This is a genomic window from Saccharopolyspora rhizosphaerae, from assembly GCF_003931915.1.
Lineage (GTDB): Bacteria > Actinomycetota > Actinomycetes > Mycobacteriales > Pseudonocardiaceae > Saccharopolyspora > Saccharopolyspora rhizosphaerae.
In genome coordinates this window covers 349,092-363,222 of record NZ_RSAA01000014.1, presented here as the reverse complement: position 1 = coordinate 363,222, position 14,131 = coordinate 349,092, and the positions used below count along the sequence as shown (strand labels likewise).

Sequence of the window (14,131 nt, the reverse complement as noted above, 5' to 3'; positions counted from 1 at the left end):
CGCGCGGGCCCTCCAACAGCGGTTTCGTCGCATCCGTGGACCAGGTTCTGGGGCGGTGCAGGTGCTCGGGCGGGTACTTGATCCGAGACAGGTACTCGGGCTGGAGGTGGCGTTCGAGAGGGAAGCCTCCTCGCCCCCGGGGACAGCTCCTCGACCCGGGGGACAGCTGCTGGATCGGGGGAACAGCTGCTAGAGGGGTGGGTGGAGGGTTCTGCGGCGGGCGGGTGGTGCCGGGAGGCGGAGTCTGCGGACCGGCGGGGGCGGTGGATCGACGCCCAGGCGGGCGCACTCGACGGCTTCGACGCGCCGGAGGAGCAGGTCGAGCTCCTCGCGGACCGCAGCCGGGTCTTCCAGCGGGATGAAGTGGGAGGTGTCGAGCAGGCGGACCCTGGCCTGCGGGAGCGACCCGACCTGCTTCGCGGTGGCCAGCGGAGTGCCGAAGGGGTCGTGGCGTCCGGCCAGCAGGGTGACCGGGCAGGTGATGCGCGGCAGGCTGTCGCGGACCGAGGAACTCCAGTCCAGCGCGAGCTCGGCGTGGGTCCGCCAGTCGTGCTGCACGAGGTTGCGCAGCACCGCAGTGGCGGTGGCGCGGTCGATGCCCGCGGGCAGCAGTCCGGCCTGCTGCAGCAGCCGAGCCGACCAGTCGCCGACGGGCAGCTGCGCGGTGACCGACTCGAGCAGGTCGCCGGTCAGGCGCAGCGACGCCGCTCCGCCCCCGGCCAGCAGTCGCCGCAGCGACTCGGGAACGCCCAGGCGTGACAGCAGCGCCTCCGCGCCGACGGTGGGAGGCCCGGCCAGCAGCAACAGCCCGCGCACCCGGTCGGGGTGGCGGGCGGCCAGCTCCACGGCGGTCGCGGTGCCACCGGACCAGGCCAGCACCACGCAGGCGGGGACCTCGGCGTCGTCGAGCAGCGAGATCGCCTCGGCGATGTGCGCACTCGTGCCGGCGGAATTGTGCTCGGGCGACCAATTCAGCACCTCGGCCGAGCAATCGAGGGGGAGCAATTCTGACCCGGGAACGAGTTCGGGAAGCACCAGGACCGCTCGCGGTGCGAACGACGTGATCAGCCCGCTGTCCAGCACACCCGGTCCGCCTGCGGAGACGTCAGATCTGCTGGACGTGGTTTCGCGAAATCCCGGGTCTTCCATCGGCACATTTTCCACCTGATCGGACGCCCGGGATATCGAACCTGTCACGTGTGGGACAGGTTTACCGCAAAGGGTCGCACTTTCGAGTGAAGATGCCCTAGCCTCCTGCGGCGTGAGGATCCACGACGATCGCCCCGGCGGTGCGGGCGGCTCCCCCGACGATCGCAGCTATGGTGCGCACGCCCAGCGGCCACGCGGCGGCAAGGGTGCGGCCAAGAGCACGCAGGGCCTCAACGCACGCCAGTACAACTACTACGACGAGGACGACGGCTACAGCGCGAGCGAAGCGACATCGCTGGTAGGCGGCGTCGGTGAAGACTCGGGTTACGCCGAAGAGCTCGGCAAGCAGCGCAAGCCCTTCGGCTGGAACGGCGGAACCGACCTCGGGCTGCTGGTCCTGCGCCTCGCGCTGGGAGGCGTGTTCCTCCTGCACGGTGCGCAGAAGCTGTTCGGCGCGTTCGGCGGTCCCGGACCCGAAGGCTTCGCGGAGGTGCTCTCCGACAAGGGCTTCCAGCAGAGCGCGGCGCTCTCGCTGGTCACCGGCGGCACCGAGCTCGGTACCGGTGCGCTGCTGGTCCTGGGCCTGTTCACGCCGGCCGCCGCGGCCGGTGTGGTGGGGCTGATGGCCAGCGCGGTGTTCGTCAACCTGGGTTCCGGTTTCTTCAACGCCGAGGGCGGGTTCGAGATGGAGGCCATCCTCGGGGCCGTCGGCATCGGCTTGTTGTTCACCGGTCCGGGCCGGGTGGCCTTGGACTACGGGCGCGTGTGGTTCCGCCGCCCGTTGGGATTCGGCTTCTTCGGCCTGATCATCGCGGCAGGCGCGGCCGCGGCGGTCCTGATCCTTTTCCACCGCCCGTAGGACGTGCACCACGAGATCGGGCCCCGCTCCACCCAGAAGCGGGGCCCGATCTCATGTCAGGCGGGCGTCACTTGGTGACGTCGCGGACGGCGCCGTAGGACGCCGAGGTGGCGAGCCTGGCGTAGGCGCGCAGCGCCGCGGTGACCGGGCGCTCGCGGCCCGCGGGTTGCCACGGGTGCTCGCTGGCCTCCATCTTCGCCCGGCGCTCGGCCAGGACCTGCTCGTCGACCAGCAGCTCCAGCTTGCGCTCGTGGACGTCGATGAGGACCTGGTCGCCGTTCTCCACCAGGCCGATCGTGCCGCCGCCCGCGGCCTCCGGCGAGATGTGGCCGACCGACAGGCCCGAGGAGCCGCCGGAGAACCGGCCGTCGGTGATCAGCGCGCACTTCTTGCCCAGACCCGCGCCCTTGAGGAACGCGGTCGGGTGCAGCATCTCCTGCATCCCGGGGCCGCCTGCGGGTCCCTCGTAGCGGACCACGAGCACCTCGCCCGGCTGGATCTCCTTGTTGAGGATCGCCGACACGGCCTGCTCCTGGCTCTCCACGACCCTCGCCGGACCTTGGAAGTGCCAGAGCTCCTCGTCGACACCGGCGGCCTTGATGACCGCGCCGTCCTCGGCGAGGTTGCCCTTGAGCACGGCCAGGCCACCGTCGACGGTGTAGGCGTGCTCGACGTCGCGGATGCAGCCGCCCGCGGCGTCGGTGTCCAGCGAGGACCAGCGGTTGTCGGTGGAGAACGCCTCCGTGGTGCGCACTCCGCCCGGAGCCGCGTGGAACAGCTCGAGCGCCTGCTCCGACGGCGACTCACCGCGGACGTCCCACGTGGACAGCCACTCGGTCAGGCTCGGGCTGTGCACCGAGGCCACGTCGCGGTGCAGCAGGCCCGCGCGGTCGAGCTCGCCCAGGATCGCGCTGATGCCGCCGGCCCGGTGCACGTCCTCCATGTGGTAGTCCGAGTTCGGCGCGACCTTCGACAGGCACGGCACCTTGCGGCTGATCTCGGCGATGTCGTCGAGGGTGAAGTCGATCTCGCCCTCCTGCGCGGCGGCGAGGGTGTGCAGCACCGTGTTGGTGGAACCGCCCATCGCCATGTCCAGCGCCATCGCGTTCTCGAAGGCCTTCTTGCCGGCCACCGAGCGCGGCAGGACGGTCTCGTCGTCCTCCTGGTAGTAGCGCTTGGCGATGTCGACCACCGTGCGCCCGGCCTCGCGGAACAGCTCGCGGCGCAGCGCGTGTGTGGCCAGCGTCGAACCGTTGCCCGGCAGCGCCAGGCCCAGCGCCTCGGTGAGGCAGTTCATCGAGTTCGCGGTGAACATGCCCGAGCAGGAACCGCAGGTCGGGCACGCGGAGCGCTCCACCGTGGACAGGCCCTCGTCGTCGATGGCGGAGTTCGCCGACGCCGAGATGGTGGTGATGAGGTCCGTGGGCGCGTGCGCGACGCCCTCGACCACGACCGCCTTGCCGGCCTCCATCGGGCCGCCGGAGACGAACACGGTGGGGACGTTGAGCCGCATCGCGGCGTTGAGCATCCCCGGCGTGATCTTGTCGCAGTTGGAGATGCACACCAGCGCGTCGGCCTGGTGCGCGTTGACCATGTACTCGACCGAGTCGGCGATGATCTCGCGCGAGGGCAGCGAGTAGAGCATGCCGCTGTGGCCCATGGCGATGCCGTCGTCGACGGCGATGGTGTGGAACTCGCGCGGCACGCCCCCCGCCTCGCGGATGGTTTCGGCCACCACGTCGCCGAGGTCGCGCAGGTGCACGTGACCGGGCACGAACTGGGTGTAGGAGTTGGCGATGGCGACGATCGGCTTGCCGAAGTCGTCGTCGGTCATGCCGGTGGCGCGCCACAGCGAACGGGCGCCGGCGGCATTCCGGCCGTGAGTCGTGGTTCGGGAACGCAGCTGAGGCATTGAGGACCTTCTTCGATTCCAGGCTCTGTGCGGATCTGTGTCGGGGTGCGGAGCCGGCGAGCTTCGACGCGAACGGCCCAGCCCGCTGACGTCGCCTTGTGGGCGCTAAGCGTGGCGGTAGGCCCGACCCTACTCCTGCGAACAGCGGTGCTCGTGCTCGTGGTCGCGTTGCGAGCCGGTGCGGGTGGGACCTGAGACGCCGTGCGCGGCTTCGGATGCGCGTCCACGCACCGCGTTCCGGCGCGGCCGGCTGACGTCGCAGCGTCCGCGGCGGTTGCGGTGGCGAGGGTGATCTCACAGCTCGCGGCTGCGCCGCTCGCGCCGGAGCCCCACGCGCGCAGGAGGTGTCAGCCCTCGTCCTGCGCGGACGGGTCGGGGACGCGACCGCGGCTGACCAGGGAGATCGCCGGGAGGTCGCGCGGTCGCACGTGGGGCAGCGTGACTTCCGCGCCCTCGGTGGTGCTGGCGCGGACCTTGGACTGCTTGGTGATCGCCAAGCCCGTCAGCGACTCCCAGCTCAGGGTGCGACCGCCGAACAGGCTGCGCACCGCGATGCGTTCGGCGTCGACGGTGGTGCGCGGCCACAGCACCGCCCACAGCAGGGCCAGCGGGATCAGGAAGACCAGCAGTCCCAGCGGGCCGGAGGTGGTGGCCAGCGGCACCGCGCAGGCGGCGACCGCGAGCACGGCCAGCAGCGACACGCGAGGCACCCGGAAGTTCAGCGATTCCGGGATCTCGGTGGGCTGCTGCTCCGCGGGCTCGGTGCTCTCCGGTTCGGCGGCGTCGTCCCGCCCGGGCTCCTGGGGTGTCTCGCTCACACCCCGATGGTCTCACCTGACCGGATCCGGCCGGACGGGCACCGCTTTCCCGCTCGCTGGGACGGGCCGTGGCGGCGCGCATCACACTCGGCCGAGATCGGCCCGGAACAACATCGTTGAACAGGTAAAATCGAGGAAGGTCAAGATCGTGTTCCCCCGAACGGGTGCCCAGCATCCGGGACGATCATCCCGGATCGTTTGACGCGGCGGGATCGATCCCATTAACGTCCAGGCCATGCTGCGACTGCACGACATCCTCGTACTTCCCCGGCGCGTCGACGCCTGAGGAAGTTCTCGCAGCGTCGACGCGCCAACCCTCGTCGGGCCGTTCCGTGGCCTGCGGGGGTTTTTTCGTGTCCGGTCCCACTCCCAACCACCGAGGTTGACCCGATGACCAGCGCCAACACCAGGCAGAATCCGGTCCCGGCGCCCCCGCCAGGACGCCGACCCAAGCCCGCACCGCCCAGCGGAGCTCCGGTGAAGATCACGGGCGCGCAGGCGCTCGTGCGCTCGCTGGAGTCGGTGGGGTGCGAGGTCGTCTTCGGGATCCCGGGTGGCACCATCCTCCCCTCCTACGACCCCCTGCTCGACTCGCAGAAGGTCCGGCACGTGCTGGTTCGCCACGAGCAGGGCGGCGGGCACGCGGCGACCGGATACGCGCAGGCCACCGGCAAGGTCGGGGTGTGCATGGCGACCTCCGGCCCGGGTGCGACCAACTTGGTCACCCCGCTCGCCGACGCGCACATGGACTCCGTCCCGGTCGTGGCGATCACCGGTCAGCAGTCGACCGGGCTGATCGGCACCGACGCCTTCCAGGAAGCCGACATCTGCGGCATCACGCTGCCGGTCACCAAGCACAACTTCCTGGTCACCGACCCCGAGGAGATCCCGCGGGTCATCGCCGAGGCCTTCTACATCGCCTCCAGCGGCCGTCCGGGCCCTGTTCTGGTCGACATCCCCAAGGACGTCCAGCAGGCCACGATGTCCTTCTCCTGGCCGCCGGAGATGAAGCTGCCCGGCTACCGCCCGACCAGCAAGCCGCACGGCAAGCAGGTCCGCGAGGCCGCGAAGCTGATGGTCGAGGCCAAGCAGCCGGTGCTCTACGTCGGTGGCGGGGTCGTCAAGGCCGAGGCGCACGCCGAGCTGCGGCAGCTGGCCGAGCGCACCGGCATCCCGGTGGTCACCACGCTGATGGCGCGCGGCGCGTTCCCGGACTCGCACCCGCAGCACCTGGGCATGCCCGGCATGCACGGCACGGTCGCCGCCGTCGCCGCGATGCAGCGCGCCGACCTGCTGGTCGCGCTGGGAACCCGGTTCGACGACCGGGTCACCGGGCAGCTCTCGTCGTTCGCGCCGGACGCCAAGGTCGTGCACGCCGACATCGACCCGGCCGAGATCTCCAAGAACCGCTACGCCGACGTCCCGATCGTCGGTGACTGCAAGGACGTCATCGCCGAGCTGACCGAGGCCTTCGACACCGCCGACTCCGAGCAGGGCGTCGCCGACCTCAAGCCCTGGTGGGCGATGCTCGACGACATCCGCGGCCGGTTCCCGCTGGGCTACGCCGAGCCCAGTGACGGCACCCTCTCGCCGGAGTACGTCATCGAGCGGCTCGGCAAGATCGCGGGGCCGGAGGCGGTCTACGCGGCCGGCGTGGGCCAGCACCAGATGTGGGCCGCGCAGTTCATCGGCTACGAGAACCCGCGCTCCTGGCTGAACTCCGGTGGGCTGGGGACCATGGGCTACGCGGTTCCGGCGGCGATGGGCGCCAAGGCCGGCATGCCCGACAAGGTCGTGTGGGCCATCGACGGCGACGGCTGCTTCCAGATGACCAACCAGGAGCTCGCCACCTGCGCCATCGAGGACATCCCCATCAAGGTGGCCGTCATCAACAACGGCAACCTCGGTATGGTCCGGCAGTGGCAGAACCTGTTCTACGCCGAGCGTTACTCACACAGCGACCTCGGCACCCACAAGCACCGCATCCCGGACTTCAAGCTGCTGGCCGACGCCCACGGGTGCGCCGGCCTGCGGTGTGAGTCCAAAGAGGACGTCGACAGCGTCATCCAGCGGGCTATGGAGATCAACGACCGACCCGTCGTGATCGACTTCGTGGTGGGCAAGGACGCACAGGTGTGGCCGATGGTGGCGGCAGGCACCAGCAACGACGAGATCATGGCGGCGCGCGGCATCCGCCCGCTTTTCGAAGAGGACGAGGGGTGACTGCGCCCATGTCGAGGCACACGCTGAGCGTTCTGGTCGAGAACGTCCCCGGGGTGCTGGCCCGGGTCTCCGGACTGTTCTCGCGACGCAGCTTCAACATCGAGTCGCTCGCGGTCGGCCCGACCGAGCACCCGGAGATCTCCCGGATGACGATCGTGGTGGCCGTCAGCGACCAGCCGCTGGAGCAGGTCACCAAGCAGCTCAACAAGCTGGTCAACGTGATCAAGATCGTCGAGCTGGAGGACGACGCCTCGGTGCAGCGCGAGCTGCTCCTGGTCAAGGTCCGCGCCGACTCCTCGGTGCGCAGCCAGGTCCTGGAGACCGTGCAGCTGTTCCGCGCGAAGGTGGTCGACGTCTCGCCGGAGGCGTTGACCGTGGAAGCCACCGGCACCGCCGATAAGCTCGACGCGTTGCTGCGAATGCTGGAACCCTACGGCGTCCGCGAGATGGTGCAGTCGGGAACGATCGCGATCGGGCGTGGCCCCCGCTCCATCACGGCCACCGCAGTGCGCTGACAACCGACCACCCCGCCACACGGGCCCACCAGGCCCACGAGCTAGCGGTTGCCAGCCACGGCCGACAACCGATGAAGTCCCGAAAGGAAACGCTGAATCACCATGGCAGTTGAAATCTTCTACGACGCGGACGCGGACCTCGGCATCGTGCAGGGCCGCAAGGTTGCGGTCATCGGCTACGGCAGCCAGGGCCACGCCCACGCGCTGAGCCTGCGGGACTCGGGCGTGGACGTGCGGATCGGCCTGCCGGAGGGATCCAAGTCCCGGGCCAAGGCGGAGGAGGAGGGCCTGAAGGTCCTCACCCCGTCGGAGGCTTCCGCCGAGGCCGACGTGATCATGATCCTGGCGCCCGACACCAAGCAGCGCGAGATCTACGCCAACGACGTCGCGCCGAACCTCAAGCAGGGTGACGCCCTGTTCTTCGGCCACGGCTTCAACATCCGCTACGGCCTGATCCAGCCGCCGTCGGACGTCGACGTCGCCATGGTCGCCCCGAAGGGCCCGGGTCACCTGGTGCGCCGCCAGTTCGTCGACGGCAAGGGCGTGCCGTGCCTGATCGCCGTGGAGCAGGACGCCTCGGGCAACGCCCAGGCCCTGGCGCTGTCCTACGCGGCCGCCATCGGCGGGGCCCGCGCCGGCGTCATCAAGACCACCTTCAAGGAGGAGACCGAGACCGACCTGTTCGGTGAGCAGGCCGTCCTCTGCGGTGGCACCTCGGCGCTGGTCCAGGCCGGCTTCGAGACCCTGGTCGAGGCGGGTTACCAGCCGGAGATCGCCTACTTCGAGGTCCTGCACGAGCTCAAGCTGATCGTCGACCTCATGTGGGAGGGCGGCATCGCCGGCCAGCGCTACTCCTGCAGCGACACCGCCGAGTACGGCGACCTCACCCGCGGCCCGCGCGTGGTCGACTCGCACGTCAAGGACAACATGCGCAAGGTCCTCAGCGAGATCCAGGACGGCACCTTCGCCAAGGAGTGGGTGGCCGAGGACGAGGCGGGTCGTCCGAACTTCACCAAGCTGCAGTCCGAGGGCAACGCCCACCAGATCGAAGAGGTGGGCAAGAAGCTGCGCTCGCTGATGTCCTGGACCAACAAGTGAGCTGATCCCGAAGCTCCTCGGAGCGCTCGGCATCGCTGATCCGCAGGCCCGGTGTCACCTCGTGGACGAGGTTTCACCGGGCCTCGCGTGTTCCGGCGGTGGTGGGTAGGTTGCCGCCGGGCGGGTCTCCCACAACGGGACATCGCGAGGAGTGAGGGAAGCGGTACGCATCGTGAACACTGATGACGAGATCATCGACGACAAGGCGCACGTCCGCGACAAGCTGGACTTCTCGGACGCCGAGTGGATCACCAGCACCGACGATCTGGCGGAGCCCGGGGTCGAGATCGCCTTCGTCGACGGCTACGTGGGGATGCGCAACGGGGCGGACCCGGAAGGGCCGGTCCTGGTGTTCACCCCCGAGGAGTGGGACGCGTTCGTCGCGGGCGCCAAGGACGGCGAGTTCGACGAACCGTGAGCCCGCTCGCCGTGCGGGCCTGGCGTCGCAGCGGGGGTGGGACGCGGGTCCTTTCGAGTGGGCGATCGATCCCACGTTGTGGAACGGACGCCTTCCGAACGCGGGTTGATCTGCGAGAATGCGCGCGAGGCGGGAGTTGCCGAGCTGTGAGGCAGAGCGGTGATCCGAGCTACACCCTTGTGAACGCTTTCTCAATCTCCCGTTAAACTCCTGACGTCCGGGCACATCGTCGTGCCGATCGTGATCTTCCAGCTTGGAGTTCGCCCGTGACCAACGCAAGCCGTCCTGTCGTTCTTCTCGCCGAGAAGCTGGCCCCGTCCGTGATCGACGCCCTCGGCGAAGAGGTCGAGATCCGCAACGTGGACGGCACCGACCGTCCGGCGCTGCTCGACGCTGTCGCCGACGCCGATGCGCTGCTGGTCCGTTCCGCGACCAAGGTCGACGCCGAAGTCCTCTCGGCCGCCAAGAACCTCAAGGTCGTCGCCCGCGCAGGCGTCGGCCTCGACAACGTCGAGGTGCCCGCCGCCACCGAGCGCGGCGTGATGGTGGTCAACGCACCGACCTCGAACATCGTCTCCGCCGCTGAGCACGCCATGGCGCTGCTGCTCGCGGTGGTCCGCAACGTGCCCCAGGCCGACGCGAGCCTCAAGGGCGGCGCCTGGAAGCGCAGCTCCTACGGCGGTGTCGAGCTCAACGGCAAGACCATCGGTGTCGTCGGCCTCGGCAAGATCGGGCAGCTGTTCGCCGCCCGCGTCGCCGCCTTCGGCACCAAGCTCATCGCCTACGACCCCTACGTGTCGCCGGCCCGCGCCGCCCAGCTGGGCATCGAGCTGGTCTCGCTGGAGGAGCTGCTCAGCCGCGCCGACGCGCTGTCGATCCACCTGCCGAAGACCGCCGAGACGCTGGGCCTGATCGGGGCCGAGGAGCTCAAGAAGGCCAAGCCGAACCTGATCATCATCAACGCCGCTCGCGGCGGCCTGGTCGACGAGGACGCGCTGGTCGACGCGCTGCGCAACGGCACCATCGCCGGCGCCGGCATCGACGTCTTCAAGTCCGAGCCGATCACCGACAGCCCGCTGTTCGAGCTGGACAACGTCGTGGTCACCCCGCACCTGGGTGCCTCCACCGTCGAGGCGCAGGACCGCGCGGGCACCGACGTGGCCAAGTCGGTCCGGCTGGCGCTGCGCGGCGACTTCGTCCCGGACGCGGTCAACGTCCAGGGCGGTGCGGTCGGCGAGGAGGTCCGCCCGTACCTGTCGCTGACCCAGAAGCTGGGTCAGCTGCTGGCCGCGCTGCAGGGCGGCACGCCGAGCTCGGTGACCATCGAGGCCCGCGGCGAGCTGGCCGACGAGGACGTCTCGGTGCTGCAGCTGGCGGCGCTGCGCGGTGTCTTCTCCGGCGCGGTCGAGAGCCAGGTGACCTTCGTCAACGCCCCGCAGCTGGCCGAGGAGCTGGGCGTCCAGGTCGAGGTCAAGACGACCCCGGAGAGCCCGAACCACCGCAGCGTCGTGTCGCTGCGCGCGCACATGGCCGACGGCAGCACCTCGGTGGTCTCCGGTGCGCTGTCGGGCTCGAACGAGGTCGAGAAGCTGGTCGAGGTCAACGGCCGGCACTTCGACCTGCGGGCCGAGGGCAACGTGCTGCTGCTGGAGTACCCGGACCGCCCGGGCGTGATGGGCAAGGTCGGCACCCTGCTCGGAGAGGTCGGCGTGAACATCGACGCGGCCACGGTCAGCCAGACCACCGAGCGCTCCGAAGCCATCATGCTGCTGCGCGTGGACCGTCCGGTCGAGCAGGGCGTGCTGGAGCCGATCGGGGCCGCCGTGGGCGCTCGGATCGTGCGCACCGTCAGCTTTGAGTGAGTCCGCAACGACGTGTCGCTGAGTAGGGTGCTGAACGGTGTTCGCACCTCGGAATAACTCGAAAGCGTGAAGAGGGGTCGTTCCAGTTTGGGGACGGCCCCTCGCGCGTCCCTGGACCGGAGCAGCGTGTCACCCAGACGGGTGTCCCACAGTCCGGGACTTATCATCCACTTGGTGGGCCCGGCGTGCCGCGTGTCGCTGCCATGCCGGTAGCCTTCGGCTCAACAGTTCGAGCCCCGCAGTTCGGGGTGGTTCTCGGGAGGTGTGTAGATGCGGCTCGCTGTGATCCCCGGCGACGGGATCGGGCCGGAGGTCGTTGCCGAGGCACTGAAGGTGCTCGGCGAGGTGGTGCCGGATACCGAGATCACCCGTTACGACCTCGGGGCCGCTCGCTGGCACGCGACGGGGGAGCTACTCCCCGAGTCCGTGCTCGGTGAGCTCCGCCAGCACGACGCGATCCTGCTCGGCGCGGTCGGCGACCCATCGGTGCCCAGCGGCATCCTGGAGCGCGGTCTGCTGCTGCGGTTGCGCTTCGAGCTCGACCACCACGTGAACCTGCGCCCCGCGCGGCTTTACCCGGGCGTGAAGAGCCCGGTGGCCGAGCCCGGTGAGGTCGACATGGTCATCGTGCGCGAAGGGACCGAGGGCCCGTACGCGGGCAACGGTGGCCTGCTGCGCAAGGACACCACGCACGAGATCGCCACCGAGGTCAGCCTCAACACCGCGTTCGGCGTCGAGCGGGTCGTGCGCGACGCGTTCGCCCGCGCCGCCTCGCGGCCGCGCAAGCACCTCACCCTGGTGCACAAGACCAACGTGCTCACCCACGCCGGGTCGTTGTGGTCGCGCGTGGTCGAAGAGGTCTCGCTGCAGTACCCGGACGTCACCGTGGCCTACCAGCACGTGGACGCCACCACGATCCACATGGTCACCGACCCGAGCCGGTTCGACGTGATCGTCACCGACAACCTCTTCGGCGACATCATCACCGACCTCTCCGGCGCGATCACCGGTGGCATCGGCCTGGCCGCCAGCGGCAACATCGATGCCACCCGCCGCAACCCGAGCATGTTCGAGCCGGTGCACGGCAGCGCCCCGGACATCGCCGGACAGGGCGTGGCCGACCCGACCGCCGCCGTGCTGTCGGTCGCGATGCTGCTCGACCACGTCGGCCTGACCGAGGCCGCCAAGCGCGTCGAGGCCTCGGTGGCCTTCGACCTGGCCACCCGCGACCACTCCTCGCCGGGCGCCACGTTCGCCATCGGCGACCGGCTGGCCGCTCTGGTGTCCTCCCGCGAGGTCGCCCCGCAGCCCTGATGCGGTCCTGGCGAAGGGCGTCTCCCCGGTCGGGGAGGCGCCCTTCTGCGTTTTCCGGATCGTGGGAGCCCGTCGTGTTCGGTGGACATCGCCGGGTGAGGTGTGCAGCATGGGCCCGTGGCCTTCCGCAGTGCGATCATCATTGCCAGGCGCGTCGGGTAGACGACTCCGCATCCCGACGCGCTGACCTCTCGCACCCGCGGGGGGTCTTTTTTGTTGCCTGCGCCGTGTCCACGCCGAACCGAACGATCCGACGGGAGACGATCCAGTGACGCGCACCGAACCGGTCGGCACGCCCTTGGGCGACGACTTCCACGTCTACGACACGACGCTGCGGGACGGCGCGCAGCGCGAGGGGATTGCGTACTCGGTGACCGACAAGCTGGCCGTCGCGCGCCTGCTGGACGGTCTCGGGGTCGGGTTCGTCGAGGGCGGCTGGCCCGGGGCGCTCCCCAAGGACACCGAGTTCTTCCACCGCGCCGCGAGCGGGGAGCTCGAACTCGACCACGCCGCGCTCGTCGCGTTCGGCTCCACCCGCCGCGCGGGATCCAGAGTGGACGAAGATCCTCAAGTTGCGGCGTTGCTCGAATCCCAGGCGCCCGTGGTGACCTTGGTGGCCAAGTCGGACCGCAGGCACGTCGAACGGGCGCTGCGCACCGACGTCGGCGAGAACTGCGCGATGATCGCCGACACCGTCCGCCACCTCGTCGACCACGGCAGGCGCGTCTTCGTCGACGCCGAGCACTTCTTCGACGGCTACGCGTTCGACCCCGACACCTCGTTGCGGGTGCTGGAGGCCGCGGCGGGCGCGGGGGCCGACGTGCTCGTGCTGTGCGACACCAACGGTGGCCAGCTTCCGCTGCAGCTGGCCGAGACCGTGGAGGAGGTCGTCGCGCGCACCGGGTTCCGCGTCGGCATCCACTGCCAGGACGACACCGGGTGCGCCGTGGCCAACAGCGTCGCCGCGGTGCAGGCCGGCGCCACCCACGTGCAGTGCACCGCCAACGGGTACGGCGAGCGCGCGGGCAACGCGGACCTGTTCGCGGTCCTGGGGAACCTGGGCACGAAGCTCGACCTGCCGGTGCTGCCGGACGGGAAACTGCGCGACCTGACGCGGGTTTCGCACGCGCTGGCCGAGATCGCCAACCTGGCACCGGACACCCACCAGGCCTACGTCGGCCAGTCGGCGTTCGCGCACAAGGCCGGTCTGCACGCGAGCGCGATCAAGGTGGATCCCGAGCTCTACAACCACCTCGACCCGGACGACGTCGGCAACGGGATGCGGGTGCTGGTGACCGAGATGGCCGGTCGCGCGAGCCTCGAGCTCAAGGGCGCCGAGCTCGGGCTGGAGCTCCCGCACGAGGCTGTCGGCGGAGCCGTGCGGCGGGTCAAGGAGCTCGAAGCGCGCGGCTGGTCCTTCGAGGCCGCCGACGCGTCGCTGGAGCTGCTGCTGCGTCGCGAGGTGTCGGACTCCGCGCTCGAGGCGCCCTTCGAGCTCGAGTCGTACCGCGTGGTGCTCGACCACCGCGACGACGGCGAGGCGGTGTCCGAGGCGACCGTGCGGGTGAGCGTGTCAGGGGAGCGGGTGATCGCCACCGCCGAGGGCAACGGTCCCGTCAACGCGCTCGACGCGGCGCTGCGCAAGGCCCTCGTGCCGCACCTGCCGTGGCTGGAATCGGTGGAGCTGTCCGACTACAAGGTGCGCATCCTCGTCGACGAACCCGGCACCGACGCCGTCACCCGCGTGCTCGTCGAATCCCGCGACGGCGAGCAGGAGTGGACCACCGTGGGCGTGCACGCCAACATCGTCGAGGCCAGCTGGCTGGCGCTGTGCGACGCCCTGCTCTACAAGGCGCTGCGCCGGAACCTGACCGCGACCTCACGCTGAGGCCCTGGCCGGTCGCGCACGGGTGCCGCCCGCACCGCTGGGCGACGCGACCAGTTCCTATGTTTGGATAGGTCC

Annotated in this window: 11 protein-coding genes; 8 read left to right on the top strand and 3 right to left on the bottom strand. The window is 70.0% G+C overall.

Features of this window, described 5'->3' with window-relative positions:
- Nucleotides 1–189: 189 nt before the first annotated feature.
- Nucleotides 190–978, bottom strand: a complete 789-nt coding sequence (locus tag EIL87_RS14750; protein ID WP_158628647.1) for an alpha/beta fold hydrolase — start codon at nucleotides 976–978, stop codon at nucleotides 190–192.
- Between the two features lie 283 nt (nucleotides 979–1,261).
- Here EIL87_RS14750 and EIL87_RS14745 point away from each other — a divergent pair, with 283 nt between their 5' ends.
- On the top strand, nucleotides 1,262–2,008 hold the full coding sequence (locus EIL87_RS14745) for a DoxX family protein (RefSeq protein WP_125091079.1): 747 nt from the start codon (nucleotides 1,262–1,264) through the stop codon (nucleotides 2,006–2,008).
- A gap of 67 nt (nucleotides 2,009–2,075) precedes the next feature.
- On the opposite strand, the gene ilvD is transcribed toward EIL87_RS14745, so the two are convergent.
- Both ilvD and EIL87_RS14735 read right to left on the bottom strand, forming a co-directional pair.
- Nucleotides 2,076–3,920: a dihydroxy-acid dehydratase gene (gene ilvD / locus EIL87_RS14740; RefSeq protein ID WP_125091078.1), complete on the bottom strand. Its 1,845-nt coding sequence runs from the start codon at nucleotides 3,918–3,920 to the stop codon at nucleotides 2,076–2,078.
- Between the two features lie 347 nt (nucleotides 3,921–4,267).
- A complete protein-coding gene (locus tag EIL87_RS14735) occupies nucleotides 4,268–4,738 on the bottom strand; it encodes a PH domain-containing protein (RefSeq protein WP_233576252.1) in 471 nt (156 codons plus the stop codon).
- Between the two features lie 390 nt (nucleotides 4,739–5,128).
- Between EIL87_RS14735 and EIL87_RS14730 the strand changes: the two genes are divergently transcribed.
- The 7 genes from EIL87_RS14730 (at nucleotide 5,129) to cimA (ending at nucleotide 14,056) form a co-directional block, all read left to right on the top strand.
- Nucleotides 5,129–6,961, top strand: a complete 1,833-nt coding sequence (locus tag EIL87_RS14730; RefSeq protein ID WP_125091077.1) for an acetolactate synthase large subunit — start codon at nucleotides 5,129–5,131, stop codon at nucleotides 6,959–6,961.
- Between the two features lie 8 nt (nucleotides 6,962–6,969).
- Nucleotides 6,970–7,476 carry an acetolactate synthase small subunit gene (gene ilvN / locus EIL87_RS14725; RefSeq protein ID WP_125091076.1) on the top strand — a complete coding sequence of 169 codons (507 nt, stop codon included), beginning with the start codon at nucleotides 6,970–6,972 and terminating at the stop codon, nucleotides 7,474–7,476.
- Nucleotides 7,477–7,578: 102 nt separating this feature from the next.
- Complete coding sequence (ilvC, locus tag EIL87_RS14720) at nucleotides 7,579–8,574, top strand: ketol-acid reductoisomerase (RefSeq protein ID WP_125091075.1); 996 nt, start codon at nucleotides 7,579–7,581, stop codon at nucleotides 8,572–8,574.
- Between the two features lie 172 nt (nucleotides 8,575–8,746).
- Nucleotides 8,747–8,992, top strand: coding sequence for a DUF397 domain-containing protein (locus tag EIL87_RS14715; protein ID WP_125091074.1), 246 nt, complete (start codon nucleotides 8,747–8,749; stop codon nucleotides 8,990–8,992).
- Nucleotides 8,993–9,258: 266 nt separating this feature from the next.
- Nucleotides 9,259–10,854, top strand: coding sequence for a phosphoglycerate dehydrogenase (gene serA, locus EIL87_RS14710; protein WP_125091073.1), 1,596 nt, complete (start codon nucleotides 9,259–9,261; stop codon nucleotides 10,852–10,854).
- A gap of 270 nt (nucleotides 10,855–11,124) precedes the next feature.
- Complete coding sequence (locus EIL87_RS14705; protein WP_125091072.1) at nucleotides 11,125–12,168, top strand: 3-isopropylmalate dehydrogenase; 1,044 nt, start codon at nucleotides 11,125–11,127, stop codon at nucleotides 12,166–12,168.
- Nucleotides 12,169–12,436: 268 nt separating this feature from the next.
- On the top strand, nucleotides 12,437–14,056 hold the full coding sequence (gene cimA, locus EIL87_RS14700; RefSeq protein WP_125091071.1) for a citramalate synthase: 1,620 nt from the start codon (nucleotides 12,437–12,439) through the stop codon (nucleotides 14,054–14,056).
- The last annotated feature ends 75 nt before the right edge of the window (nucleotides 14,057–14,131 follow it).

Excerpts from the sequence above, each read along its gene's own strand:
- ilvD (WP_125091078.1), bottom strand. The coding sequence starts at position 3,920 with ATGCCTCAGCTGCGTTCCCGAACCACGACTCACGGCCGGAATGCCGCC.
- EIL87_RS14730 (WP_125091077.1), top strand. The coding sequence starts at position 5,129 with ATGACCAGCGCCAACACCAGGCAGAATCCGGTCCCGGCGCCCCCGCCA.
- ilvN (WP_125091076.1), top strand. The coding sequence starts at position 6,970 with ATGTCGAGGCACACGCTGAGCGTTCTGGTCGAGAACGTCCCCGGGGTG.
- ilvC (WP_125091075.1), top strand. The coding sequence starts at position 7,579 with ATGGCAGTTGAAATCTTCTACGACGCGGACGCGGACCTCGGCATCGTG.
- EIL87_RS14705 (WP_125091072.1), top strand. The coding sequence starts at position 11,125 with ATGCGGCTCGCTGTGATCCCCGGCGACGGGATCGGGCCGGAGGTCGTT.